This window comes from Pseudomonas brassicacearum, from assembly GCF_003732225.1.
GTDB lineage: Bacteria > Pseudomonadota > Gammaproteobacteria > Pseudomonadales > Pseudomonadaceae > Aquipseudomonas > Aquipseudomonas brassicacearum_E.
On sequence record NZ_MOBJ01000002.1, the window covers coordinates 247,764 to 272,993 of the forward strand.

Consider the following 25,230-nt stretch of genomic DNA (forward strand, 5'->3'; position numbering starts at 1 on the left):
CTCTGTCTTTTTTATTGTTGGATCAGATGATGGCCAAACAACAGCAAGTGGTGATTGTCGGCGGCGGGGTGATCGGCCTGCTGACCGCGTTTAATCTGGCGTCGCACGTGCGGAGCGTGGTTCTGCTGGATCGCTCGAACGTTGGCCAGGAATCGTCCTGGGCTGGCGGCGGCATTGTTTCGCCACTGTACCCGTGGCGCTACAGCCCGGCGGTCACCGCATTGGCTCACTGGTCCCAGGACTTTTATCCACAACTGGCCGAACGTTTGTTCGCGGCCACCGGAGTCGATCCCGAGGTTCATACCACGGGCCTGTATTGGCTGGATCTGGATGACGAGGCCGAGGCGTTGGCCTGGGCCAAGCGGGAAAACCGTCCGCTGAGCCAAGTGGATATCTCGACCGTTCACGATGCCGTGCCGGTGTTGGGGCCGGGGTTTTCGCGGGCGATCTACATGGCCGATGTGGCTAATGTGCGCAACCCGCGACTGGTGAAATCCCTCAAGGCGGCATTGCTGGCGCTGCCCAACGTGACTATTCATGAACAATGCGAGGTTAGCGCGTTCATTCGTGAAGGCGATGCGGTGGTGGGTGTGGAAACTTCAAAAGGCCCGATCCATGGCGATCAGGTGGTGTTGACGGCCGGTGCCTGGAGCGGTGACTTGCTGAAAACCCTGGGCCTGACGTTGCCGGTGGAGCCGGTCAAGGGGCAGATGATCCTCTACAAATGCGCATCGGACTTCCTGCCGAGCATGGTTCTGGCCAAGGGCCGTTACGCCATTCCGCGCCGCGACGGGCACATCCTGATCGGTAGCACGCTGGAGCACGAAGGGTTCGACAAAACGCCGACTGAGTCGGCGCTGGAAAGCCTCAAGGCTTCGGCGGTCGAACTGATTCCGGCGCTGGCGCAGGCCGAGGTGGTGGGGCATTGGGCGGGGCTACGGCCGGGTTCGCCGGAAGGCATTCCGTATATTGGCGCGGTGCCCGGATTTGCCGGGTTGTGGCTCAATTGCGGGCATTACCGCAATGGCCTGGTGTTGGCGCCAGCCTCCTGCCAACTGTTCGCCGACGTGATGCTCGGCCGTGAACCGGTTATCGATCCGGCGCCTTATGCGCCAGTGGGCCGAATTTAGGTCGAAGATCAAAAGATCGCAGCTTGCGGCAGCTCCTACGCCGACCGGGTACACCCACAATGGTGCGGATGGACCCCAATCCCATAGGGGCTGCCGCAGGCTGCGATCTTTTAAGGCCTCAATCCAGCCCTAATTTCTTCAGCCTGTAACGCATCGACCGAAACGACAGATTCAGCCGCTGGGCCGCTGCTGTGCGGTTCCAGCGGGTTTCTTCCAGGGCCTGGAGAATCAGTTTGCGTTCGACGTTTTCCAGATACTGCTCAAGATTGTCGATTTTCGTCAGGTCCGGCAATCCGGTTTCGGCACTGCAATTACCGTCTGTCAGACGCAGGTCGCTGGCTTCGATCTGCTTGTTTTCACAAAGGGTGTACGCGCGTTCGAGCATGTTCTCCAGCTCACGGACGTTGCCCGGAAAACGGTAGTGCTTGAGTGCATCGAGGGCTTGCGGATGGAGCTGGGCGGCCGGCAAGCCGCTGCCTGCCGCGAGACGCTTGAGTACATGACTGGCCAGCAGCTCGATGTCGTCACGGCGCTCGCGCAACGGCGGGACGCGCAGTTCGATCACATTCAGCCGATAATACAAATCCTGTCGAAAGCGCCCGGCGGCCACTTCGGCGTCCAGATCCCTGTGGGTGGCGCAGAGTATTCGCACATCGATGATGGCTTCCTGCTGTCCGCCGATGCTGCGTACGGCCTTCTCCTGTATCACTCGCAGCAGTTTGACCTGCATCGCCAACGGCAAGTCGGCCACTTCATCGAGAAACAGGGTGCCGCCGTTGGCCGCCTGGAACAGCCCGGGCTTGTCTTCGATGGCGCCGCTGAAACTGCCTTTGCGATGGCCGAAAAACTCGCTTTCCATCAATTCCGACGGAATCGCCCCGCAGTTGACCGGCACAAACGGCTGGCTGCTGCGAGGGCCTTGTTCATGAATCAGCCGGGCAACCAGTTCCTTGCCGCTGCCGGACTCGCCGCTGATGTACACCGGCGCCTGGCTGCGCGCCAGTTTGTCTATCTGTTTGCGCAGGTTGCGCATGGGCAGTGAGTCGCCGAGCAGGCGGCGCTCGATGGCGCTGGTAGCGCCGCTGGCGACCGGCAGGCGCAGGGCGCTGGCCACCAGCTCCCGCAGCCGGGTCAGGTCCACTGGTTTGGTCAGGAAATCGAAGGCCCCGGCTTTCAGCGCGTTGATGGCGGTATCGAGGCTGCCATAAGCGGTGATCATCGCCACGGGGACTTGTGGATAGCTCAGCTGAATGTGCTGCACCAACTCCAGGCCGTTGCCGTCGGGCAGGCGCATGTCGGTCAGGCACAGGTCGAACCGTTCATTGGCCAGTAGGCTCCGCGCTTCGTCGACATTGCGCGCGCTCAGCGTGTCGAGCTTCATTCGGCCGAGGGTGATTTCCAGTAGTTCGCGAATATCCGGTTCGTCATCGACGATCAGGACTTTTTGCCGTGGGCTTGTCTTCAACTTTGTTTCCGTCCGTGAGCAAAGGTGATGCGAAAGCAGCCGCCGCCTTGGCGTGGTTTGAAGTCTAGGCGGGCCTGGTTGCTTTCGCACAGCTCACGGGACAGATAGAGGCCCAGGCCAGTGCCCTGGCTACTGGTGGTGAAGAAAGGTTCGAACAGATGCGCTTGCTGCTCCGCTGAAACGCCGGGGCCGTTGTCCAGCACATCAAGGGAGGGAAGCTGGCTGTCAGGGTCAACAAAAAGCCTGAGCCAGACCTCGGCCTGCTCGTGCGCAAGGGCGCTGTGACGCCAGGCATTGCGCAGCAGGTTGTCGAGCACCTGAGTCAGTTGGTCAGGGTCCATCAATGTGGTGAACGGCCCTGCGCCGGTACTCAGATGAATGTGCTGCCGATCTGTCGCACCCTCGCGCACTGTGCGCACGAATTGCTCCAGCCACGATTTCAAGTCGAGCCGTTGCGCTACGGTTTGCTGGCGGCGTGAAAGCTGCAGGACGTTTTCTATCACTCGGTTCATGCGTTGAGAGTGGTCTTGAATAATCTGCGTCAGACGCCGATCCGCGCCCATCAGTTCCTCAGACTCGTTCAGCAACTGCGCCGCATGGCTGATGGCGCCCAATGGATTGCGGATTTCATGGGCAATCCCGGCGGTCAGTCGGCCCAGTGCTGCGAGCTTGAGTTGCTGGGCTTGTTGCGCGACCTGGGCAAGGTCTTCGAGAAATATCAGGGTCTGACGTTGTTCGTTCAGGCCCAGTGCAATAAAACTCGGTTGCAGCTCCAGGCCTGTACGGGCGACTTTCAGGCTTTGTGGGCGCAAGGTCGGGTTGTTGAACCAGAGTTGCAGGCGCTCGACCAGAGCTGTCGAGTAATCGTCGATGAGCTGGCCGTCGAGGCGTTCCTGACCAAACAGGCTCAAGGCGCTGTGATTGGCCAACTGAACCCGGCGCTCGCTGTCGAGCACCAGGATGCCGGTGCGCATGCGTTGCAGGATCAGCGCATTGAGCGCTTCCAGGCCCATCACTTCGCTGGCGCGTTGCTCGGCCAGGCTCTCGCTGATCTCCACTCGTCGGGTCAGACCCTGCACCAGCAACGCTGCGGCAAAGCACAGTGCGCCGAGGGTGCCGGCTTGCAAGTAGTGATTGGCGCCGGTCGGATGGCTACCGCTCAGGTAGAAACTCACGGAGAGGATGCCGATACTGGCAACGGCCGCGAGCAGCAGGCCGATGCGCCCACGCAGCAGCGCATTGCTGATGGCCACCGACACAATCAGCAGATTGCCAATGGCGCTGGGCGCGCCACCGGCGGCATAGAACAACACCGACAGCAGAAGGATATCGGCCAGCGCGAGGCTGAAGATTTGTGCGGGTTGTTTGGGGTTCTGCAGAAACACCAGCAGCAGGATATTCAGAATCAAATACCCCCAGCTGCCAGTGCGCATCAGGTCGTCGTTGGCGAACTCCAGCAACTGGCTGTCCAGGTTGCTGGAGATCAACAGCACCAGAAGGATGCCGATGCTTAAACGGTAGAGATGATAGAGACGCAGCAGTCGCTGGGCCTGTTTGCCGCCGGGACTTGAGGTCTCAGCGATCACGTGAGCTCGGGCCTTGCTCAAGGTGAGCCTGGCTGCAATACCACTGTTGTTGAAGGCTCAGCGCGCGGTCGCGTGGCAGGTGAACACCGCAATGGGCGCAGCGAACCATGGGCGGCGCATCTTGTTCTCTGGGCGTACGGGGGGTGGTGTCGGCGGGGCGTTTGAACTTGCGCCAGAACCATACGGCAGCAGCAATCAGGGCAATCCAGAACAGTAAACGAAGCATGGTGAGGCCGCTTTGCGATGAGTAATCAGGCAGTTTAGCCAAGGACTACGGACGCGCACAGCGCAATAAAACGCGGAAATAAAAAAGGGAGACTCGAAAGTCTCCCTTTTTGGTACCTGGCGGGTGTCAGTCGAACACACCGAAGGTCAGGCGGCTGAACCACGAGCGGTCGCTGTGGGTACCTTCGGCCTCGTGCTGCGGTTCTTCAACTGCATCGCCTTCCTTAGGCTTGAGGTCGGAAGGGATCGCGTCCTTGGCATCCTGGAACTGCTTCATCACGTCCTGGTTGGCGCGGGTTTCGCCCGGCGGCAGCGGTGGACGGGATTCGATCAGGCCCAGGGTGGCCTTGCTCAACCACGAGCGGTTGTCGGCTTCGGCAACGCGTGGCACGAACTGGCCGTCGACCAGGGTCGGGTGGTTCGGGTAGTTGAGCTTCAGGGTTTCGAGGCTGGTGTTGGCCAGCTCGTCCAGGTGCAGGCGCTGGTAGGACTCGACCATCACCGCCAGGCCATCACCGACCGAAGGGGTTTCCTGGAAGTTTTCCACCACATAACGACCACGGTTGGCGGCTGCGACGTACGCCTGACGGGTCAGGTAGTAGTCGGCCACGTGGATTTCGTAGGACGCCAGCAGGTTACGCAGATAAATCATGCGTTGCTTGGCGTCAGGCGCGTAGCGGCTGTTCGGATAACGGCTGGTGAGCTGGGCGAACTCGTTGTAGGAGTCACGTGCGGCGCCCGGGTCACGCTTGGTCATGTCCAGCGGCAGGAAACGCGCCAGCAGGCCGACGTCCTGGTCAAAGGAGGTCAGACCCTTGAGGTAGTACGCGTAATCGACGTTCGGGTGCTGCGGGTGCAGACGGATAAAACGCTCGGCGGCAGACTTGGCAGCCTCAGGCTCGGCGTTCTTGTAGTTCGCATAAATCAGTTCGAGTTGAGCTTGATCCGCGTAGCGACCGAACGGATAACGCGATTCCAGAGCCTTCAGCTTGGCTGTGGCGCTGGTATAGCTATTGTTGTTCAGGTCGGTCTGAGCCTGCTGGTACAGCTCGACCTCGCTGAGGTTTTCGTCGACGACTTCCTTCGATGAGCAAGCAGCGGTCAATGCGAGGATGGCGATCAGCAGCAGGTGTTTCACTTGCATGGCGGCTTGCGTCCCTATGACGGCCGCTGTCTTGGGCGGGGCCGTCCTGTTATGATGAGTACCCCGTTGAATAGCCTCGGGGCAAAAGACGCCGTATTTAACCACAAGCGCGCAGCCGAAACCAAAGGCTGTGCCGACGCCTAGTCTGAGCATGTCCGATAAAATTGAACTTCGCGCAGAGGTGCCGTCCGAATTGGGCGGCCAACGCCTCGATCAAGTCGCCGCACAATTATTCGCTGAGCACTCGCGCTCGCGCCTTTCCGCCTGGATCAAAGACGGCCGCCTGACTGTGGATGGAGCGGTTATCCGCCCGCGAGACATCGTCCATGGCGGCGCCATCCTTGAGCTGACTGCCGAGCAGGAAGCTCAAGGAGAATGGATCGCTCAAGACATCGCCCTGGACATCGTCTATGAAGATGACGACATCCTGGTGATCAACAAGCCTGCGGGCCTGGTGGTGCATCCGGCTGCCGGTCACGCCGACGGCACCTTGCTCAACGCCTTGCTGCACCACGTGCCGGACATCATCAATGTGCCGCGCGCCGGTATCGTGCACCGTCTGGACAAGGACACCACCGGTCTGATGGTGGTGGCCAAGACCATTCAGGCGCAGACGCAGCTGGTCACACAGTTGCAGAGCCGCAGCGTCAGCCGGATCTACGAATGCATCGTGATTGGTGTGGTCACCGCCGGCGGCAAGATCAACGCGCCGATCGGTCGCCACGGCCAGCAGCGTCAGCGCATGGCGGTGATGGAAGGCGGCAAGCAGGCGGTCAGTCATTACCGCGTGCTCGAGCGTTTCCGCTCCCACACTCACGTGCGGGTCAAGCTGGAAACCGGTCGTACGCACCAGATTCGCGTACACATGGCCCACATCAACTTCCCGTTGGTCGGAGATCCTGCCTATGGCGGTCGTTTCCGTATCCCGCCGGCAGCCAGTGTAACGATGGTCGAATCCCTGAAACATTTCCCGCGTCAGGCGCTGCATGCGCGTTTCCTGGAACTGGATCATCCGACCACCGGTAAGCGCATGAGCTGGGAATCGCCATTGCCGGACGATTTCGTCTGGTTGCTGTCGCTGCTCAAGCAAGACCGTGAGGCGTTCATCGGATGATTGACTGGCTGATTCCTGACTGGCCCGCGCCGGCCAGGGTGAAAGCCTGCGTCACCACCCGAGCGGGCGGCGTCAGCCTGGCGCCGTTCGACAGTCTCAACCTGGGCGATCATGTCGAGGACAGCCCTGCGGCTGTCGCCGAGAATCGCCGACGTCTGACCGATCACTTTTCTATTCAACCGGCCTGGTTGCAACAGGTTCACGGCATTGCCGTGGCCCATGCTGACCCGGTTACCGTCGCGACGGCTGACGCGAGCTGGACTGCCACGCCGGGCATCGCCTGTGCGGCAATGACGGCCGACTGTTTGCCAGCATTGTTCTGTGATCGCGCCGGTACTCGCGTCGCCGCCGCTCACGCCGGCTGGCGCGGTCTGGCGGCGGGTGTGCTTGAGGCAACTGTCGAAAGCCTGGCCGTAGACCCTGCCGAGGTGCTCGTCTGGCTCGGCCCGGCCATCGGTCCGAAAGCCTTTGAAGTCGGCCCGGAAGTTCGCGAGGTCTTTGTCCAGCAACTTCCTGAAGCCGCTCAGGCTTTTGTCCCGAGCCACAATGCCGGCAAGTTCATGGCCGACATCTATCTGCTGGCGCGCCTGCGTCTGGCGCAATGCGGCGTTACCGCCGTTTATGGTGGCGGCTTCTGTACCGTGACCGATCCACGCTTCTTTTCTTACCGCCGCAGTCCTCGCACCGGTCGGTTTGCCTCCCTGGTCTGGCTCGAGCGCTAGACTTAGCTGACCTGCATCAACTGCACGACGCTTGAATCTTCCAGAATCGACCGCATCTAGTGGGGTATCTGGCAGGTTTCTCTATTTAGGTGTGTCCATCGCTCCGGCCTGCTCAAAGGAAGGTGACCAATGCGTATAGACCGTTTAACCAGCAAATTACAGTTAGCCTTATCCGATGCTCAATCGCTGGCTGTCGGCCTCGATCATCCGGGCATTGAGCCTGCGCACCTGATGCAAGCGCTGCTTGAACAGCAGGGCGGCTCGATCAAGCCGTTGCTGATGCAAGTCGGTTTTGACATCAACAGCCTGCGCAAAGAGTTGAGCAAAGAGCTCGACCATCTGCCAAAAATCCAGAATCCCACCGGCGACGTGAACATGTCGCAGGATTTGGCGCGTCTGCTCAACCAGGCCGATCGCCTGGCCCAGCAGAAGGGTGACCAGTTCATCTCCAGCGAGCTGGTACTGCTCGCCGCCATGGACGAGAACAGCAAACTCGGCAAGTTGTTGCTGGGTCAGGGCGTCAGCAAAAAAGCCCTGGAAAACGCGATCAACAACCTGCGTGGCGGCGAAGCGGTGAATGACGCCAATCACGAGGAGTCACGTCAGGCGCTGGACAAATACACCATTGACCTGACCAAGCGCGCCGAAGAAGGCAAGCTCGATCCGGTGATTGGCCGTGACGACGAAATTCGCCGGACCATTCAGGTTCTGCAACGCCGTACCAAAAACAACCCGGTGCTGATCGGTGAGCCTGGCGTGGGTAAAACCGCGATCGCCGAAGGCCTGGCCCAGCGCATCATCAATGGCGAAGTGCCGGACGGCCTGAAAGGCAAACGCTTGCTGTCGCTGGATATGGGCGCGCTGATTGCCGGTGCCAAGTACCGTGGCGAGTTCGAAGAACGCCTGAAATCCCTGCTCAACGAACTGTCGAAGCAGGAAGGTCAGATCATCCTGTTCATCGACGAACTGCACACCATGGTCGGCGCTGGTAAAGGCGAAGGCTCGATGGATGCTGGCAACATGCTCAAACCGGCTCTGGCCCGTGGCGAGTTGCATTGCGTCGGCGCGACCACGCTCAATGAGTATCGCCAATATATAGAGAAGGACGCGGCCCTTGAACGGCGCTTCCAGAAAGTCTTGGTGGATGAGCCGAGCGAAGAAGACACCATTGCGATTTTGCGTGGCCTGAAAGAGCGCTACGAGGTTCACCACAAGGTGGCGATCACCGACGGCGCAATCATTGCGGCCGCCAAGCTGAGCCATCGCTACATCACTGACCGTCAGTTGCCGGACAAGGCCATCGACCTGATCGACGAAGCGGCCAGCCGCATTCGCATGGAAATCGACTCCAAGCCGGAAGTGCTGGATCGTCTGGAACGGCGTTTGATTCAACTCAAGGTTGAATCTCAGGCGCTGAAGAAAGAAGACGACGAAGCGGCGAAGAAGCGTCTTGAAAAGCTCCAGGAAGAAATCGTTCGTCACGAGCGTGAGTACTCGGACCTCGAAGAAATCTGGAATTCGGAAAAAGCCGAAGTGCAGGGCTCTGCGCAGATCCAGCAGAAAATCGAGCAGTCCCGTCAGGAACTGGAAGCTGCTCGCCGCAAAGGCGACCTTAACCGCATGGCCGAATTGCAGTACGGGGTGATCCCGGATCTGGAGCGCAGCCTGCAAATGGTCGATCAGCACGGCAAGAGCGAAAACCAGTTGCTGCGCAGCAAGGTGACTGAAGAAGAGATCGCTGAAGTGGTGTCGAAATGGACCGGCATTCCAGTGTCGAAAATGCTCGAAGGCGAGCGCGACAAGCTGCTGAAAATGGAAAGCCTGTTGCATCAGCGCGTGATCGGCCAGAACGAAGCGGTGGTGGCGGTGGCCAACGCAGTGCGCCGTTCGCGTGCCGGGTTGTCCGACCCGAATCGCCCAAGCGGTTCGTTCATGTTCCTCGGCCCGACCGGTGTCGGTAAAACCGAGTTGTGCAAAGCCCTGGCCGAGTTCCTCTTTGATACCGAAGAGGCGATGGTGCGCATCGATATGTCCGAATTCATGGAGAAACATTCCGTGGCGCGGCTGATCGGGGCGCCACCGGGCTACGTAGGGTACGAGGAGGGCGGTTACCTGACCGAGGCGGTGCGTCGCAAGCCCTACTCGGTGATCCTCCTGGACGAGGTCGAGAAGGCCCACCCGGACGTATTCAACGTATTGCTGCAAGTGCTGGAAGACGGCCGTCTGACCGACAGTCACGGGCGTACCGTGGATTTCCGCAATACGGTGATCGTCATGACGTCCAACCTGGGCTCGGTGCAGATCCAGGAGCTGGTCGGTGATCGCGAGGCGCAACGTGCGGCGGTGATGGATGCAGTGTCGACGCACTTCCGTCCGGAGTTCATCAACCGGATCGACGAGGTGGTGATCTTCGAACCGTTGGCCCGTGATCAGATTGCCGGCATCACCGAGATCCAGTTGGGTCGTCTGCGCAGCCGTCTGGCCGAGCGTGAGCTGAAACTGAACTTGAGCAGTGAGGCGCTGGATAAGTTGATTGCAGTGGGTTACGACCCGGTCTATGGCGCACGGCCGCTCAAACGAGCGATCCAGCGCTGGATCGAAAACCCGCTGGCTCAGCTGATTCTGTCCGGCAGTTTCCTGCCAGGCGCCACCGTGACGGCCACCGTTGCGAACGACGAAATCGTTTTCAACTGAGCGTTCACGGCACGGTAATGGAGGAGGCCCCGCATCGCGGGGCCTTTTTTTTCTTAGGGTGTTGAACTGTAAGGAAAAGGCTTGTAAAGTGCGCCCCGCAGTAAGTCGCCCCAAGGGTTTCTACTCCCCAAGTAGAAATCTGAAATAAGTTGCAAATCATTGTCTTGAAAGCAATTTAGGGGGTTGACAGAGGTGTTTAAGATTGTAGAATAGCGCGCCTCAGACACACGAACGCAGCGATGCGAACGGGTCGAAGAGGTGAAGCAAGCTTCACAGTTGTAATTGAAATGTGTAGTTCCGTGATAGCTCAGTCGGTAGAGCAAATGACTGTTAATCATTGGGTCCCAGGTTCGAGTCCTGGTCACGGAGCCAATTTCAAACCGGGGTATAGCGCAGTCCGGTAGCGCGCCTGCTTTGGGAGCAGGATGTCAGGAGTTCGAATCCCCTTACCCCGACCATTTTTGGGTCGTTAGCTCAGTTGGTAGAGCAGTTGGCTTTTAACCAATTGGTCGTAGGTTCGAATCCCACACGACCCACCATTTTTGAAACCAGTTAGCGCTGGAATCGAATCTTAAGATCAGAGGCCAAAAGCGCTGATCGAAGAAGGCGCTCTTTTTAAAGGGTGCCTTTTTTTTACCGGGGTATAGCGCAGTCCGGTAGCGCGCCTGCTTTGGGAGCAGGATGTCAGGAGTTCGAATCCCCTTACCCCGACCATATTAAAAATCCTCGTATCGAAAGATACGGGGATTTTTTTTGTCTGTTGAAAAGTCCCCGTCATCTTCAAGTCATCGTACAACTTGCCGATAACGAGTTGACGGGGGACTGCCGCAGTAACGCCCCTTTACTCAAGCCACGACAAGAAAAAGGGCGCTCGTTATGTTGCTTCGTCAGTTGAATATCGCTCCTCGCGCAGCGTTGGGATTTGCCCTTATTGCGGTGCTGGTCGCCTTGCTCGGCGTGTTCGCGCTGGGGCAGATGTCGAGCATCCGCGACAGTGAGGTCGCGGTAGAGAACCAATGGCTGCCGAGCATTCGTGGTGGCGACGAGATCCGCGAGATCATGTTGCGCATCCGCACCATTTCCCTGCGCATGGCCCTGGATCCGGATCTGAAGAACATTGCGCAGTACCGCAGCCAGATGGACACCCGCGACAAGGAGCTGAGCGACAAGATCGCTGCCTACGACAAACTGGTCACCACCGCCGAAGGTAAAGGGTTGTATGACCAGTTCAAAAAATCCTTCGCGGCCTATCGTTCGGGCATCGCCCAGTCCTTCGTCCTGGCCGAGCAAGGTCGGCGTGACGAGCTGACCAAGTTGCTGCTGGTCGACATGAAAACCGTGGTCGATGGTTCCGGCAAGCAGCTTAATGACCTGGCGGAACTGTTCGCCAAACAGGTCGCCACTGAAAGCCAGAACTCCGCAGCGCATTACCAAACCTCGCGCCTGATTGTCAGCCTGTTCATCGGTCTGGCCGCTCTGGCCACCGTCGGACTCGCCATGTTGCTGACTCGCAGCATCGTGCGCCCGCTGACCGAAGCCCTGAATGCAGCCGAAAACGTGGCGCGGGGCGACCTGACCCAACCCATCGAAACTCATGGCAACGACGAAGTCAGCCGTTTGCTCAAGGCGCTGGCGACCATGCAGCAGAACCTGCGGGAAACCCTGCAAGGCATCAGCGGTTCGGCCACGCAATTGGCCACGGCGGCGGATGAGTTGAACGCGGTAACCCTCGACAGTACCCAGAACCTGCAGCAGCAGAACAACGAGATCGAACAAGCCGCCACCGCCGTCACGGAAATGACCACCGCGGTGGAAGAAGTCGCGCGCAATGCGGTGTCGACTTCCGATGCGACGCGCCAGTCCAGTGAGTCGGCGCATCTGGGTCAGGAGCGGGTCAGCGAAACCACCAGTGCCATCAGCGCCCTGGCCGGCGATGTGCAGCACACTGGTGAACTGGTGCAGTCGCTGGCCAACCAATCCCAGGACATCGGCAAGGTGCTGGATGTGATTCGCGCCATTGCCGAGCAAACCAACCTGTTGGCGCTAAATGCCGCGATCGAAGCCGCACGCGCGGGGGAGAGCGGGCGAGGTTTTGCGGTGGTGGCCGATGAAGTGCGCGCGCTGGCGCATCGCACGCAGCAGTCGACCCAGGAAATCGAGCAGATGGTGCAGGGCATGCGCAACGGCTCGAGCCTGGCGCTCGAATCCATGCAGGCCAGTGCCTCACGTGCCGCCAGTACGCGGGTACTGGCCGAGCGGGCGGGCGAAGCCCTGCAAACCATTACCACGTCGGTGCATGAAATTCACGAGCGCAATCTGGTGATCGCCAGTGCCGCCGAAGAACAGGCGCAAGTGGCGCGGGAAGTCGATCGCAATCTGGTGAACATCCGTGATTTGTCGGTGCGTTCTGCGGCGGGTGCGGATCAGACCAGCGCTTCCAGCCATGAACTGTCGAAACTGGCCAACGCGTTGCAGGGCATGGTTCGGCGCTTTCAGGTGTAAATTTGAGCGATAAAAAAATGTGGGAGCGAGCTTGCTCGCGATGACGGTAGGTCAGTCAACACTTGGGTTGACTGGCAGTCCGCTATCGCGAGCAGGCTCGCTCCCACCTTATTGGCTTTGTCAGTGCAGCTTCAGACGCGGTTCAGTGCCACGGCCAATCTTGCTGCCCAACATCAGCATCGCCGTGCGGAACGGGCCGTACAGCGCGACCTGGTGCATACGGTACAGCGACACGTAAAACATCCGCGCCAGCCAACCTTCGAGCATCACGCTGCCAGTCAGATTGCCCATCAAGTTACCCACAGCCGAAAAACGCGACAGCGAGATCAAGGAACCGTAATCGGTGTACTTGTACTCAGGCAGCGCCTTGCCTTCGATGCGCAGTTTCAAGGATTTGGCCAGCAGCGAGGCTTGTTGGTGTGCCGCCTGCGCACGTGGCGGCACGTTGCGATCGGTGCCGGGTTGCGGGCAGGCCGCGCAGTCACCGAAGGCGAAGATGTTTTCGTCGCGGGTGGTTTGCAGGGTCGGCAGCACTTGCAGCTGATTGATCCGGTTGGTTTCCAGGCCATCGATATCCTTGAGGAAACCCGGTGCACGAATCCCGGCGGCCCAGACTTTCAAACTGGCCTTGATCTCCTGGCCGCTGGCAGTGATCAGCGCGTCGGCGGTGACTTCGCTGACCGCCGCGTTGGTCAGCACCGTGACCCCGAGTTTTTCCAGGGTTTTATGCACAGGGCCGCCGATCCGCTCCGGCAGGGCAGGCAACACCCGTGGGCCAGCTTCGATCAGGGTGATGTGCATGTTTTCCGGAAGAATCCGGTCCAGGCCGTACGCCGCCAGTTCGTGGGCCGCGTTGTGCAGTTCCGCCGCCAGTTCGACGCCAGTGGCGCCAGCGCCGACGATGGCCACGCTGATCTGTTGCACCGCATCGGATTGCCCGGCGTGGGCGCGCAGGTAGTGGTTGAGCAATTGCTGATGGAAGCGCTCGGCCTGTTTACGGGTGTCGAGGAACAGGCAGTGCTGCGCCGCACCCTGAGTGCCGAAATCGTTGGTGGTACTGCCGACCGAAATCACCAGCGAGTCATAAGCCACCTCGCGTGCCGGCACCAGTTCCAGGCCATTTTCGTCGTAGGTGGCGGCCAGCTGGATTTTCTTCTGTGCGCGATCGAGCCCGCTCATGCGCCCCAGCTGGAACTCGAAGTGGTTCCATTTTGCCTGGGCGACATAGTTGAGTTCGTCTTCGGAAGAGTTCAAGGAACCTGCCGCCACTTCATGCAACAGCGGTTTCCAGATGTGGGTCAGGTTCGCGTCGACCAGCATCACACTGGCCGTGCCACGCTTGCCCAGAGTCTTACCCAGACGGGTAGCCAACTCCAGACCGCCGGCGCCGCCGCCAACGATGACAATACGATGAGTCATGGGGATATCTCGCAAGGCTAAAGGAAATCGGTGCAATTACCCGAGCGAGCGCGATGCAGCTCATAACGTCAGGTAACTGATAAGTCGGCTCAGCAGGCCCAGGCCAATCGTCACTGCCAATACCACCACGAGGAGCATCCACGGCCGGAAAGGCCGGCGCTCGACTCGGTTCTGGGACAGTTGCAGGTAGTCTTCGACATGCTGCTGGTCGTCGGGTTTCAGGCGGCTGGTCATCGTGGGCCTCGTCAGGGGTAGACGTTGCTGAATGTGTAGAAGCTACAGGGAATTTATCCCCCTGTGAACGGAGCATAGCCGCTGGCAGGGAAGGGCTCGACGCTCACAGGCTGATCCCGACGTCGAAGACGATGCTGCGTCCCAGGTTCCCGCGCAGAAAGTCCGGCGCCTCGGGGTGGGCGAACAGCACTCGGGCGAAGGTCGGGCCCACCAGTGACAGCGAGCGCCAGCCCTGGCGCAGGTATTCAGTGGGCGGCGGGAAGTGGCTGTTGAGGTCGAGTACTTCGCGCTTGAGGCTGGCGAAGGCGATGATGTCCAGTTCGCCCAGGTCCATGCCGCGTTCTTTGTAGTTGTGCGCTTTTTTGCGCAAGGTCGGCGCCAGTCTCAGCAAGAACTCGTTGGCGGGAATGCGCCTGGGTTTGGCTTCGCGGCGCACCAGTTGGCTCAGGGAGAAGGCACTGCGCCGGCGTTGTAGCTCGTCGCGCCACTCGTCATTGAGCCGTCGACCTTCGTCGAGCACGAAGAACACCTCGAAATTCGCCTCGCGAAACAGAACGTCCGGCGGCTCCCCGGCAGGGCTGAATTCGTCGACGCGGTAGGGAATGTTCAAGCCTTGCAGCAGGCGTTGGCAGACCCAACGCTCACGCTCCCATTTGCGGGCATTGGAGAGAAACGCGTTGGCTTGCTCGGCCGCGATGGTCAGCAGGCGCAAATAATCTGAGTCATCCATAGGCCAAGCTTAGCGTCCAAATGCGACAAGCTGAAGCTTTGCATCGAGTGGCACGACTTGGGGGCGGTGTAGACTGCTGCGTATGGGGCTGTTGCCAAGGAGTCAGCTGTGGAGTCGAAGGATTTACCCTCATGATCGGTGCCCGATTACTGTCACCCGAAACCCTCACGCTCGGCTGGTTGATCTACGTGCCTGTGCTGATCTGGGCCGTTGCGCGAGCACCATGGGTCGAGCTGTTCACCGACAGTCGACGTCAGCATTTGCTGTTTGGCACCGTGTTCTCGCTGTTCATACTCTGGCTGGTGCGACGGGATTTCGATACCGGCGTCTCCTACCACTTTATTGGCATGACGGCGGTGACGTTGCTGCTGGACTGGCCGCTGGCGATTGTCGGCGGGCTGGTTGCGCAGGTGGGGCTGGTGCTGCTCGGGCGTCAGGACCTGGCCGCAATGGGGGTCAATGGCACGTTGCTGATCCTGTTGCCGGTGCTGGTCACCGAATGTTGCGCGATTCTGGTGGAACGGGCGCAACCGCGTAATCCCTTTGTGTATATCTTCTGCTCAGGCTTTTTGGCCGCCGCGCTCTCGGCGTTGCTCTGTCTTTTAGTGGGGCTGGGTTTGCTGTGGTTCGACGAGCGTTTTGCGATGCCGGAATGGCTGGAGGATTTTGTCGGTTATCTGTGGTTGATCATCTTCCCCGAGGCGTTCATCAACGGAATGGTGATCAGTGCGCTGGTGGTGTTCTGTCCCGAGTGGCTGGAGACCTTCAATCGCACGCGTTACTTGTCGGCGCCTTGGAAGGACGACGACAAGCCTTGATAACGAACTGGATTATGGCTGCATGCGCCCCTGATGCCGGGGATCAGTGACGCGGGTCGAAATCTTCCGAGAACAACTCGTCTTCAGAGTCGGGGCTGACCGGAATCTTGTGTTCTTCCGACGCCCAGGCGCCCAGATCGATCAGTTTGCAACGGTCCGAGCAAAACGGCCGGAAGGTGCTGGCCTCGCTCCATTCAACAGGGGCGCCGCAGGTTGGACATTCGACGACAGGGGGTTGGCTCATGACTGGCCTCCACGCAAAGTAAGGTAAAAGTGATGCAGGCGTTCGACTTCGCTGTGCAGCCACGCGAGGTCGCGGTCGTTGACCACCACATCGTCGGCATGGCTGATGCGGTCCTGACGGCTGGACTGGGCCTTGAGGATCGCCTGAACCTGCTGTTCGCTGGTCTGGTCACGCTGCAAGGTGCGTTCGATCTGCAAGTGTTCTGGTGCATCGATCACCAGCACTCGTTGGGTCATTTTGTACTGCCCGGACTCGATCAGCAGCGGCGATACCAGAATCGCATAGGGTGATTGTGCGCGTGCCAGGTGCGCGGCGATTTCCTGAGCGATCAGTGGATGCAGCAACGCTTCGAGCCAGCGGCGTTCTTCGGGTACTTCGAAGATCAGTTTGCGCAGTGCGGCGCGATCCAGTTGACCGTCGGCTTGCAGCACGCCGGTACCGAAGTGCTCGGCAATTTGCGCCAGCGCCGGGCGACCGGGTTCAACCACCCAGCGTGCGGCATGATCGGCGTCCACTGCATGCACGCCCAGATCGATGAAATGCCGGGCCGCTGCGCTTTTGCCGCTGCCGATGCCACCGGTCAGGCCGAGAATCCAGGGTTTTTCCACAGGGGTATTCATTTGAAACCGACAAACTGCCAATAGAAGTCGGTTATTTGACCACCCCAGAGCAAGGCAATCCAGCCGGCAATTGCCAGATACGGTCCGAAGGGGATCGGCGTCGAGGTTTTAGCCTCTTTCAGGCGCAGTAAAATCACTCCCCCCACGGCGCCCACCAGTGATGAAAGCAGGACCGTCAGCGGCAGAATCTGCCAGCCGCCCCAGGCACCAAGCAGCGCCAGGAGCTTGAAGTCTCCGTGACCGATACCTTCCTTGCCGGTCATCAGTTTGAACAGCCAATACACCGACCACAGCAGCAGATAGCCGGCCACCGCGCCCCACATCGCCGCCTGCAAGGATACGAAGAGTTCGAAGCTGTTGACGATCAACCCCAGCCACAACAACGGCAACACCAGCACATCCGGCAGCAATTGGTGGTCGGCGTCGATCAGACACATCGCCAGCAACCCCCAACTCAAGACCAGCACCCACGCCGCCTGCCAACCAAAGCCGAAGTGCCAGGCGACAAACGCCGACAGCACGCCGCAGGCCAGTTCGGTCAAAGGGTAGCGTGTGCTGATCGGCGCTTTGCAATTTGAGCAGCGGCCGCGGAGTATCAGGTAACTGAGCAGCGGTATGTTTTCCCAGGCGCGGATTCGATGCGCGCAATGCGGGCACTGCGAGTGCGGCAGCATCAGGTTGTAGGCCGGGCCCGGTGCTTCGGGCGGTAAATCCAGTACGTCCAGAGCTTGTTGCCGCCAGTCGTACTCAAGCATTTTCGGCAGACGCCAGACCACCACGTTGAGAAAACTGCCGATCACCAGTCCGAGCACTAGTGTGATGACAACAAACGCCAGTGGGTAACCGGCCAGAAACTCACTCAAGGGCATGTTCAGATCGCTGTGCCGAGTTGGAAAATGGGCAGGTACATCGCAACCACCAGCCCGCCGACAATGACGCCGAGCACCACCATGATGAAGGGTTCCATCAGGCTGGTGAGGTTATCGACCATATTGTCGACTTCAGCTTCATAGTAGGTCGCAACCTTGTCGAGCATGTCGTCCAGTGCGCCGGATTCCTCACCAATGGCAGCCATTTGAATGGCCATGTTGGGGAAAACCCCGCTGGTGCGCATCGAGAAGTTCAACTGCATGCCGGTGGAGACATCTTGCTTGATGCGCAAAACCGCCCGTTTGAAGACGATATTGCCAGTGGCGCCAGCCACCGAATCCAGGGCTTCGACCAAGGGCACGCCCGCAGCGAAGGTGGTCGACAATGTGCGGGCATAACGGGCCACTGCCGATTTGTAGAGCAGCGTTCCGATGATCGGCAGTTTCAGCAGATGAGTGTCCAGCCAGTCGCGAAAGCGTTGTGAGCGTTTGAGCGCGTGGCGAAAGCCCAGAAACCCGACAATCAGGCCACCCAGCAATAGCCACCACCACGCCTGCATGAACTCGGAGAGACCGATCACCATCACGGTGAAGGCCGGGAGTTCTGCGCCGAATCCGGAAAACACCGACTGAAACTGCGGGACCACTTTGACCAGCAGAATGCCGGTGACGATGACTGCGACAATAACCACGGCCAGCGGATAGGTCATGGCTTTTTTGATCTTGGCCTTGAGGCTTTCGCTTTTTTCCTTGTAGGTCGCAACCCGCTCCAACAGCGTGTCGAGGGCGCCGGCCTGTTCGCCCGCATCGACCAGATTGCAGTAGAGCTCATCGAAGTACCGCGGCTTTTTCCGCAGTGCGGTGGCGAAGCTGTTGCCGGCGGCGACTTCCTGTTTCACCTCATCCACCAGTTTGCGCATATTCAGGTTGTCGAAGCCTTCGCCGATGATGTCGAACGACTGCAGCAAGGGCACGCCGGCTTTCATCATGGTCGCCATTTGCCGGGTGAAGAGGGCAATGTCCAATGCCGTGATACGTTTACCGGCACTGAACAGCGAGGCGGTTTTTTTCCGCACCTTGCCCGGGTTGATGCCTTGTTTGCGTAGCTGCGCCTTGATCACGGCCGGGTTATGACCGCTCAGCTCGCCGGCTATTTTGCTGCCTTTCTTGTCGGTGCCTTCCCAGGCGTACAAATTGACCTTGATTGCTTTGACCGCCATGACTCAATCCTTGGTGACCCGGTTGATTTCTTCAAGGCTGGTGACGCCCTGCATGGCCTTGAGCAGGCCCGAGGTGCGCAGGTCGTTGAAGCCGTCCTTGCGCATCTGGGTATCGATTTCCAGAGAATTGCCTTCAGCCATGATCAGCCGTTGCAGCTCCGGGGTGTTTTTCACGACTTCATAAATGCCGACTCGCCCTTTGTAACCGTTGTTGCAGTGTTCGCAACCGGCGGGTTCGTAGATCGTGAAGGAGCCGATGCGTTCCCGAGGGAAGCCTTCCTTGATCAGGGTTTCGTCGGGAATCGAGAGGGCTTTTTTGCAGTGGCTGCAAAGCTTGCGAGCCAGGCGCTGGGCAATGATCAGGTGCACGGCGGTGGCGATGTTGAACCCCGGGATGCCCATGTTGTGCAGGCGGGTCAGGGTTTCCGCCGCGCTGTTGGTGTGCAGGGTGGACAGCACCAGGTGTCCGGTTTGCGCAGCCTTGATCGCAATTTCGGCGGTTTCCAGGTCGCGGATCTCGCCGACCATGATGACGTCCGGGTCCTGGCGCAGAAATGAACGCAACGCCTGAGCGAAGTCCAGGCCCTGCCTGGGATTGACGTTGACCTGATTGATGCCTTCCATGTTGATCTCTACCGGGTCTTCGGCGGTGGAGATATTGATGTCGACGGTATTGAGGATATTCAGCCCGGTGTACAGCGATACGGTTTTCCCCGAACCGGTCGGCCCGGTGACCAGAATCAGCCCTTGAGGCTGTTTGAGCGCCGCCATGTACAGGTCTTTCTGATCGGGCTCGTAACCCAGCGCGTCAATGCCCATCTGTGCGCTGGACGGGTCGAGAATCCGGATCACGATTTTTTCGCCCCACAACGTTGGCAGGGTGTTGACCCGAAAATCGATGGATTTACTTTTCGACAGGCGCATCTTGAGCCGCCCGTCCTGGGGTTTTCGACGTTCCGAGATGTCCAGGCTGGCCATCACCTTGAGGCGTGCGGCGATGCGGTTGGCCAGTTGAATCGGCGGCCTGGCAACTTCGCGCAGCATGCCGTCGGTACGTACCCGCACCCGGTAGGATTTTTCGTAGGGTTCGAAATGCAGGTCCGAGGAACCGCCCTTGATCGCGTCCAGCATCATCTTGTTGACGAAGCGCACCACCGGGGCATCGTCGGAGTCCTGGCCGGTGATGGTGTCCTGGCGCTGGTCGTCGATGGCCTCGATGTCCAGGCCTTCGAGGTCGACGTCGTCCATGTCTTCCAGGCCGGAGCTGTGGGTATCAAAGAACTTTTCGATGGCGTCATTGAGTTTGTCGTCTTCGACCAGGATCGCTTCGGTGGTAAGCCCGGTGCTGAACTGGATGTCGTTGATCGCCTGGTGATTGCTCGGGTCGGAAATGCCCACGAACAGTTTGTTGCCGCGCCGCCAGAGCGGCAGGGCGTGGTGCTGGCGAATCAGTTTTTCGCTGACCAGCTCTTTGGGCAGGGTGTCCTTGTCGAGACAGTTGAGGTCGAGGAAGGCGACGCCGAAATGTTCGCAGGCAACTTCTGCAACCTGGCGACTGCTCACCAGTTTGTTTTGTACCAGATAGCTGACCAGGGAAATGCGATTGCGGTGGGCTTGCTGATCCGCCTGATGCGCGCTGTGGTCAGTGAGCAGTTCGGCCAGCACCAATTGCTTGGCCAGGCCGCTGAGGTTGATGTCGTTCATTCGAGTACCAGACTCAGACAGTTCAAGACTTATAGCCTAGTCAACGGATGGAGCCCCATCAGCGTTCTTGAGGTGACAAAAAGTGTCAGATAGTGCGGTTTCTCGGGGTGCGCGTCGGGCTAATGTCGGTCTGACACCCTGTAGGCAGGGGGCGAAAGGCTTGGCATGTGCTGTGCTTTGACTTGATCAGGACATGAGATTTCGCCTCATGCATGGAGCCTGTTCTATGAATAATCAAAAAGGTTTTACCCTCATCGAGCTGCTGATCGTGGTGGCAATCATCGGCATTCTGGCGACGTTCGCGTTGCCGATGTATTCCAAATATCAGGCTCGGGCCAAGGTGACGGCGGGGGTGGCGGAAATTTCGGCGCTGAAGGTGTCTTTTGAAGACATTATCAATCAGGGCACTGACCCGACTCTGGCGCTGATCAACGGCACGGCAACGACCGGTAACTGCACGATCACGGCATCGGGTACTGCCGCCACCGGTGTAGGCACTATTGCCTGCACGATTCTCAATGCACCAGGACCGGTGCTCGGCAAAACCATCACACTCTCGCGGTCAGCAACGACCGGCTGGAGCTGCGCGACCACGGTATTGCAGGACTACGCGCCCAAGGGTTGCACTGGCGTCTGATCTTGCATCGAAGCATCAATGCCTCGCCTCTGCGGACGCGAGGCATTTTATTGCCAGCACTTTGGTGGCCGCACGGTCATTCGAAAAAGTCCCGGCGATTCATGACCCTGAGCGTTCGATAAAAGCCGCAACTTGCATGTCAACAACGCTCGGGTCATGCATTTTGCATGATTCTGGGGGTTTGATTTTTTTATAATATGTTGATTTATAAGGTTTTAATTTGTGTGCGGGAGTTGGCACAGCCTTCGCACTGTCTCTGTTAACCCTGCTGAGAAGGCATGCAGCAGACTTTCCGGAAGAACAGGAGTTACTCGTATGAAGACGTTCGCTATCGCTGCCGCAACTGCTACCGCTCTGACCCTGACCATGGCCAACGCTGCATTTGCGCAGACCACGCAAACCACTCAGTCGCCGATGGTGGTCGCTGCCGGTGAAATGACCAAGGCCGAGGAAGCGACTTCCGATACCTGGATCACCACCAAAGTGAAAAGCGATCTGGTCACCGAGAAAGGTATTCCTGGCACCGACATCAAAGTCGAAACCAACAAAGGCGTAGTTTCTCTGTCGTCGAAAGTAGCCGTGACCCAATCCCAGAAAGATATGGCAGTCGCTATCACCCAGAAAATCAAAGGCGTCAAAGCCGTTTCGGCTGATGGCCTGATGACCAAGTAAGACTCAAGGCTTCTCGCCTGAATCGGGAGAAGGGAATCCAACGAACCCTGCAGAACCAATGTGGGAGCGAGCTTGCTCGCGATAGCAATTCATCATTCAACCTATATGTTGAATGTTAGTCAGCTATCGCGAGCAAGCTCGCTCCCACAATGGATAGTAGTAACTTCAGTTGCCGCGCTTGCTGGTGATCTGTACCAGGCGGTTGCCTTCAAAACGCAGGTATTGGTACATGCCGCTGTTTGGGCCGTAGGTCCATTCTTCAACCGGAAACTCTTCCCGGCGGTTGGGGCTACGTTTGTAACCCAAGGAGTCGCGTGCCACCGGTTCGCCGCATTTTTGCAGCACTTCACCGGCGCGATCACCGACGCTTATCAACTGACTGCCGCAGCGCAAGGTATCGGCCGCCGACGCCTGGCTGGCGGCAAGCGCCAGTATCAGGCCGATCAGCAATCGGTTGTTCATACTCACTCCGCGTCCAGATGCATTGGCGTGACGACCCGGCCATCGCTTTCGGCCTCACCCAGGTTAGCGTCGATGAAGTACACCCGGTCATCGGCCAGCTGGGCTTTATCGACCATGTAGTCCTTGATGCTGCTGGCGCGGTCCTGACCCAGTTGGCGCAGCAGCACGTTGTCTGAAGCCCAGAACTTGATCACACCTTCGCGCAGTTTGGCGGTGCGCTCTGCTTTGCCCAGTTGCGTCCATTCGGCCGGTGGCTGGGTTTTCAGGCGTGTGCGGTAAATGGCTTCGAGCAACGGGCCTTTTTCGCTGTCCGGGACTTCCAGCAACGAGGCTTGCGCAGGGACTTTGTCGCCGCGGCGCTGGAGCATTTTGTAGTAGTTGTACTGGTATTCACGTTCCAGTCGCTGTTCGGCAATCAAGGGGCCATCGCTCTTTTCGGCGGCGGTGCCTTCGATTTCCAGGCGCAGGGTCGGACGTTCCTTGAGCGCTTTGGCCAGGGTATCGAGCGCCGACTCGGCGTTCTTGCTCAGCTCGCTTGAACCGGGGGCGAACGACACGCTGCCCAGGTCCTCGGCCCCACTGCCGTTGATCAGCCCGCCAATGAACTTGAAGGGCGCCTCGGCCGCGCGCACGATCAGGTTGCGCAGGGTTTGCCAGATGATTGGCATCACGCTGAACTGCGGATTGTTCAGGTCACCGGTAATCGGCAACTCGATGGAGATCTTGCCATCGGAGTCCTTGAGCAGCGCGATCGCCAGTTTCAGCGGCAAGCTCACGGCGTCCGGGCTGTCGACTTTTTCGCCCAGTTGCAGTTGCTCCACAACCACTTTGTTTTCGGCTTTCAACTGGCCCTTGGTGATTTGGTAGTGCAGGTCGAGATTGAGCCGGCCCTTGCGGATCCGGTAACCGGCAAACTTGCCGGAGTAGGGTGTCAGGGTGGTCAGTTCGACCCGTTTGAAACTGGTGGCGATATCCAGCGAGGCCATCGGGTCGAACGGGGTGACGCTGCCCTTGATGGTCACCGGGGCGTAGCGATCGACCTTGCCCTTGATGTCGACGGCGGCGGGTTTGACCTGGCGGCTGTCGATGGTGCCGATCTGGCCGTTGAGTTGTTGAACGGCAGTGGCGAAGTTCGGTGTCAGGCTGAAGTCGGCGAAGTTCGCCGAGCCGTCGTTGATGGCAATACCACCGATGTGGATGCCCAGTGGCTTGTCTTTGCTCGCGGCAGGTTTTGCGGCGACGGTTTTGCTGCCGCTGTCGGCCGATTGCGGGATCAGCAGGTCATTGATGTTGGTGGTGCGGTCATCATTGATCATGAAGCGCACATACGGCTGAAACAGGTTGATCTTGTCGATCGACAGGCTGTCGCCATGTTGGTAGTTCAGGCCTTCGACCACCACTTGCTGCCACTTGAGGAAGTCGCGGGTTTTCAGGGTGTCGAGGGTGTGCAGTTGATCGACCTGGGCCCTGCCTGTGACACTGAACGCCAGTGGGTCAGTGCTTTTCAGGTCAACCGCCAGGTCGCTGCCGAGCATCCCGGAACGCAACTCCAGACGAATGAACGGGTTTATATAGGACTGGGCGACACGCAGGTCGATGTCCTTGGTCTGGACCTTGAGTTTGGCGCTGATCGGCGCGAGGTTGACCTCCCCGTCCGCGAGAATCTTGCCCTGCTTGCCCAGCCCGGTATCGAGTTTGAGGGAGAACGGCGAGCCATTGAGGCTATCGAAGTTCTTCACGTCGACGTTCAACGGGCCGAGTTCCAGTGCCACCGCCGGTTGCGCCTGACGGTCGGCCAGGTGCACTTGATAGTTACGCAGCTCTACATCCTTGAGCAGTACTTGCCAGGGTTTGCTCGGCGTAGCTGGGTCGGGTTTTGGTTGCGGCGAGTCTGCGGCAGCCGGGGCCTTGGTTGACTCGGGTTTTGTGGCGGGTTTGGCCGGTTGGCTGGCGAAGAGTTTCTGCCAGTCGAGTTGGCCATCGGCTTCGCGGGTGACCCAGGTTTCGAGTTTCTGGCTGCGGATCTTGCCGACGATCACTTGTTGCTTGGCCAGATCGACCGTGGTCTCGCTGACGTCCAGGCGCTCAAGGCGCACCAGTGGCCGGCCATCCGGGGCCTTGATGGCGAAGGGTGCGATGCTCACCGAAGTGTTGTTCAGCAGCAGTTCGGTTCCCTTGTCCAGGTTGAACGTGTAATCGGTGCTCAGGTTCAGGGTGCCGTCTTCAAGCACCAGCGGTAACGCATCACGCACGTAAGGCCACCAGGACTTCATCTTGCCGTCGGTCACTTTCAGCGTGCCTTCGGAAGTGATGGGCACCAGGCTGATGTGGCCGGTCCAGTCGATCTGACCTCCGGCCGGGCCAGCAGCGACCAGGGTCATGGCGGCGTTGTCGTCGGGCAGGGTACTGAGGTTTTTCAGTTCGAAGTCGAGCTTGTCGTACAGAAATTCGATCGGCTCGCTCGGGCGCAGATCCTGGAAGTGCACATAACCACCGGCCAGATTGATCCGGTCGATGCGCAGCGGGAAAGGTTTGGCATTCGGCTCGGCGGGCGTTGGTTCACTGGCCGGCAACTTGAACAGCTGCGTGAGGTTCAGGCTGCCGTCCTTGTTGAACAGTATCTCGGTTTTCGGCTTGTCCAGCTCTATGTCGGTCAGGTGCAGTGCACGGGTCCACAGGCTGTCGATTTGCAGGTTGGCGTACAGGCGCTCGAAGGCGATCTGTTCCTTGCCCGGCTCGCCGATGTTCAGGCCCCACACCGTCAGTTCAAGGCTGAAGGGATTGAGTTCGATCCGTTGAATGTGCGCCGGCACCGTCGCGTAGTTGGCCAATTGTTGATTGGCAATCCGCAAGGCGATGCCTGGCAAAATCAGAAACCCCAACAGGCTATAAAGGGCGACAGCGGTCAACAAGGCGCCGATGGCGCGAATCAATCCTTTGGGCATGTGTGGCTTCATCTATCTGGATCCGGAGTGCCTTGGAGTATGGCACGCGATTAAGGTTGCGAAGCAATCACCTT

The 25,230-nt window shown here is 59.1% G+C and carries 22 protein-coding genes and 4 tRNA genes; 12 read left to right on the forward strand and 14 right to left on the reverse strand.

Annotated features, from left to right (window positions below; translation table 11 throughout):
- Positions 1-29: 29 nt before the first annotated feature.
- Complete coding sequence (gene thiO, locus BK659_RS02755; protein WP_123423606.1) at positions 30-1,130, forward strand: glycine oxidase ThiO; 1,101 nt, start codon at positions 30-32, stop codon at positions 1,128-1,130.
- Positions 1,131-1,248: 118 nt separating this feature from the next.
- Here the strand turns inward: thiO and BK659_RS02760 are convergent, their stop codons facing one another.
- From BK659_RS02760 to BK659_RS02775, 4 genes are all read right to left on the reverse strand, one after another.
- Positions 1,249-2,595, reverse strand: a complete 1,347-nt coding sequence (locus BK659_RS02760) for a sigma-54-dependent transcriptional regulator (RefSeq protein WP_123423607.1) — start codon at positions 2,593-2,595, stop codon at positions 1,249-1,251.
- Positions 2,592-4,181 carry a sensor histidine kinase gene (locus BK659_RS02765; protein WP_123423608.1) on the reverse strand — a complete coding sequence of 530 codons (1,590 nt, stop codon included), beginning with the start codon at positions 4,179-4,181 and terminating at the stop codon, positions 2,592-2,594. The genes BK659_RS02760 and BK659_RS02765 overlap by 4 nt, the downstream gene beginning before the upstream one ends.
- Positions 4,171-4,407, reverse strand: a complete 237-nt coding sequence (locus BK659_RS02770; protein WP_123423609.1) for a PP0621 family protein — start codon at positions 4,405-4,407, stop codon at positions 4,171-4,173. The genes BK659_RS02765 and BK659_RS02770 overlap by 11 nt, the downstream gene beginning before the upstream one ends.
- 126 nt (positions 4,408-4,533) lie before the next feature.
- Entirely contained in the window at positions 4,534-5,550 is a 1,017-nt protein-coding gene (locus BK659_RS02775; protein WP_123423610.1) for an outer membrane protein assembly factor BamD, read from the reverse strand.
- A gap of 151 nt (positions 5,551-5,701) precedes the next feature.
- Between BK659_RS02775 and rluD the strand changes: the two genes are divergently transcribed.
- The 8 genes from rluD to BK659_RS28425 all read left to right on the forward strand — a co-directional run bounded on the left by rluD (position 5,702) and on the right by BK659_RS28425 (position 12,582).
- On the forward strand, positions 5,702-6,664 hold the full coding sequence (gene rluD, locus BK659_RS02780; protein ID WP_123423611.1) for a 23S rRNA pseudouridine(1911/1915/1917) synthase RluD: 963 nt from the start codon (positions 5,702-5,704) through the stop codon (positions 6,662-6,664).
- Positions 6,661-7,386: a peptidoglycan editing factor PgeF gene (gene pgeF / locus BK659_RS02785; RefSeq protein ID WP_123423612.1), complete on the forward strand. Its 726-nt coding sequence runs from the start codon at positions 6,661-6,663 to the stop codon at positions 7,384-7,386. Before rluD ends, pgeF begins: the two co-directional genes overlap by 4 nt.
- A 129-nt stretch (positions 7,387-7,515) precedes the next feature.
- Positions 7,516-10,080, forward strand: coding sequence for an ATP-dependent chaperone ClpB (clpB, locus tag BK659_RS02790; protein WP_123423613.1), 2,565 nt, complete (start codon positions 7,516-7,518; stop codon positions 10,078-10,080).
- Positions 10,081-10,376: 296 nt separating this feature from the next.
- Positions 10,377-10,452 (forward strand) — tRNA-Asn (locus tag BK659_RS02795).
- Between the two features lie 9 nt (positions 10,453-10,461).
- Positions 10,462-10,538, forward strand: a tRNA-Pro gene (locus BK659_RS02800).
- Positions 10,539-10,543: 5 nt separating this feature from the next.
- A tRNA-Lys gene (locus BK659_RS02805) sits at positions 10,544-10,619 on the forward strand.
- Positions 10,620-10,717: 98 nt separating this feature from the next.
- Positions 10,718-10,794 (forward strand) — tRNA-Pro (locus BK659_RS02810).
- Between the two features lie 162 nt (positions 10,795-10,956).
- Positions 10,957-12,582: a methyl-accepting chemotaxis protein gene (locus BK659_RS28425; RefSeq protein ID WP_123423614.1), complete on the forward strand. Its 1,626-nt coding sequence runs from the start codon at positions 10,957-10,959 to the stop codon at positions 12,580-12,582.
- Between the two features lie 120 nt (positions 12,583-12,702).
- Here BK659_RS28425 and BK659_RS02820 read toward each other — a convergent pair whose 3' ends face one another.
- From BK659_RS02820 to BK659_RS02830, 3 genes are all read right to left on the reverse strand, one after another.
- Entirely contained in the window at positions 12,703-14,001 is a 1,299-nt protein-coding gene (locus BK659_RS02820; protein ID WP_123423615.1) for an NAD(P)/FAD-dependent oxidoreductase, read from the reverse strand.
- Positions 14,002-14,061: 60 nt separating this feature from the next.
- The gene (locus tag BK659_RS02825) at positions 14,062-14,235 is read right to left on the reverse strand and encodes a DUF3094 family protein (protein WP_123423616.1); all 174 of its coding nucleotides are present in this window, start codon (positions 14,233-14,235) and stop codon (positions 14,062-14,064) included.
- A 103-nt stretch (positions 14,236-14,338) separates the two neighbouring features.
- On the reverse strand, positions 14,339-14,965 hold the full coding sequence (locus BK659_RS02830; RefSeq protein ID WP_123423617.1) for a DUF1780 domain-containing protein: 627 nt from the start codon (positions 14,963-14,965) through the stop codon (positions 14,339-14,341).
- Between the two features lie 131 nt (positions 14,966-15,096).
- On the opposite strand from BK659_RS02830, the gene BK659_RS02835 reads away from it, so the two are divergent.
- A complete protein-coding gene (locus tag BK659_RS02835; protein WP_123423618.1) occupies positions 15,097-15,783 on the forward strand; it encodes an energy-coupling factor ABC transporter permease in 687 nt (228 codons plus the stop codon).
- 43 nt (positions 15,784-15,826) lie between these two features.
- Here the strand turns inward: BK659_RS02835 and yacG are convergent, their stop codons facing one another.
- The 5 genes from yacG to pilB are packed head-to-tail and all read right to left on the reverse strand — an operon-like array spanning position 15,827 to position 20,440.
- Positions 15,827-16,027 carry a DNA gyrase inhibitor YacG gene (yacG, locus tag BK659_RS02840; RefSeq protein ID WP_123423619.1) on the reverse strand — a complete coding sequence of 67 codons (201 nt, stop codon included), beginning with the start codon at positions 16,025-16,027 and terminating at the stop codon, positions 15,827-15,829.
- Complete coding sequence (coaE, locus tag BK659_RS02845) at positions 16,024-16,647, reverse strand: dephospho-CoA kinase (RefSeq protein ID WP_123423620.1); 624 nt, start codon at positions 16,645-16,647, stop codon at positions 16,024-16,026. The genes yacG and coaE overlap by 4 nt, the downstream gene beginning before the upstream one ends.
- Entirely contained in the window at positions 16,644-17,516 is an 873-nt protein-coding gene (locus BK659_RS02850; protein WP_123423621.1) for a prepilin peptidase, read from the reverse strand. Before BK659_RS02850 ends, coaE begins: the two co-directional genes overlap by 4 nt.
- 2 nt (positions 17,517-17,518) lie before the next feature.
- Positions 17,519-18,736, reverse strand: a complete 1,218-nt coding sequence (locus BK659_RS02855; protein ID WP_123423622.1) for a type II secretion system F family protein — start codon at positions 18,734-18,736, stop codon at positions 17,519-17,521.
- Between the two features lie 3 nt (positions 18,737-18,739).
- Positions 18,740-20,440 carry a type IV-A pilus assembly ATPase PilB gene (pilB, locus tag BK659_RS02860; protein WP_123423623.1) on the reverse strand — a complete coding sequence of 567 codons (1,701 nt, stop codon included), beginning with the start codon at positions 20,438-20,440 and terminating at the stop codon, positions 18,740-18,742.
- A 226-nt stretch (positions 20,441-20,666) separates the two neighbouring features.
- Here pilB and BK659_RS02865 point away from each other — a divergent pair, with 226 nt between their 5' ends.
- Together BK659_RS02865 and BK659_RS02870 are read left to right on the forward strand one after the other, a co-directional pair.
- Positions 20,667-21,077, forward strand: coding sequence for a pilin (locus tag BK659_RS02865; protein ID WP_123423624.1), 411 nt, complete (start codon positions 20,667-20,669; stop codon positions 21,075-21,077).
- Positions 21,078-21,392: 315 nt separating this feature from the next.
- A complete protein-coding gene (locus tag BK659_RS02870; protein WP_123423625.1) occupies positions 21,393-21,749 on the forward strand; it encodes a BON domain-containing protein in 357 nt (118 codons plus the stop codon).
- A 165-nt stretch (positions 21,750-21,914) separates the two neighbouring features.
- On the opposite strand, the gene BK659_RS02875 is transcribed toward BK659_RS02870, so the two are convergent.
- The gene (locus BK659_RS02875; RefSeq protein ID WP_123423626.1) at positions 21,915-22,211 is read right to left on the reverse strand and encodes a DUF2845 domain-containing protein; all 297 of its coding nucleotides are present in this window, start codon (positions 22,209-22,211) and stop codon (positions 21,915-21,917) included.
- A 2-nt stretch (positions 22,212-22,213) separates the two neighbouring features.
- Positions 22,214-25,156 carry a DUF748 domain-containing protein gene (locus BK659_RS02880; protein WP_404942506.1) on the reverse strand — a complete coding sequence of 981 codons (2,943 nt, stop codon included), beginning with the start codon at positions 25,154-25,156 and terminating at the stop codon, positions 22,214-22,216.
- Positions 25,157-25,230 lie beyond the last annotated feature (74 nt).